Annotated in this window: 2 protein-coding genes; one reads left to right on the forward strand and one right to left on the reverse strand. The window is 62.9% G+C overall.

All coding sequences use genetic code 11. The annotated features are described in order from the left end of the window. Positions 1 to 124 (reverse strand): LysR family transcriptional regulator (locus AC1DTN_RS39420; protein WP_477925710.1); only part of this gene is annotated, 124 nt, incomplete at its 3' end. Positions 125 to 222: 98 nt separating this feature from the next. Between AC1DTN_RS39420 and AC1DTN_RS39425 the strand changes: the two genes are divergently transcribed. Next, positions 223 to 502, forward strand: a 280-nt coding sequence (locus tag AC1DTN_RS39425) for a Bug family tripartite tricarboxylate transporter substrate binding protein (RefSeq protein WP_477925709.1), incomplete at its 3' end; no start/stop codon positions are given.

Here is a 502-nt window from a genome sequence, read left to right on the forward strand (position 1 = left end):
TCAGCATGCTGACGGCGGACTGCGTGACGAACAGCTTTTCCGCCGCCGCGCTGAGCTTGCGCGTCTGGTGCACGGCGAGGAAGGCGCGCAGCTGGCGGATCGTGGGGCTGAACTTCTGATTCATCAGGTGAATTCATATTTTATTCGTAATTTATTGATTTACGAATGAATCCGGCTGCCGTCCAATGGCCGCCGGAGACAACCACGACACAAAGGAATTCGATGCAGACTTTCGTTCGCGCCATCGGACTGCTCGCCGCAGCCTGCTCGCTGATGGCGAACCCCGTGCATGCACAGGCGCCCACCACCGACTTTCCGGCCAGGCCGATCCGCATGGTCATCACCTTTCCGCCCGGCGGAAGCTCCGACGCGGTCGTGCGCATGCTGGTGCCCAAGCTCACCCAGAAGCTCGGCCAGCCGGTGATTCCGGACAACCCGCCCGGCGACGGCGGCAACGTCGGCCTGACGCTGGTGGCCAAGGCGCCACCCGACGGCTACACAC

This window comes from Rhizobium sp. 01T444 (genome assembly GCF_056398305.1).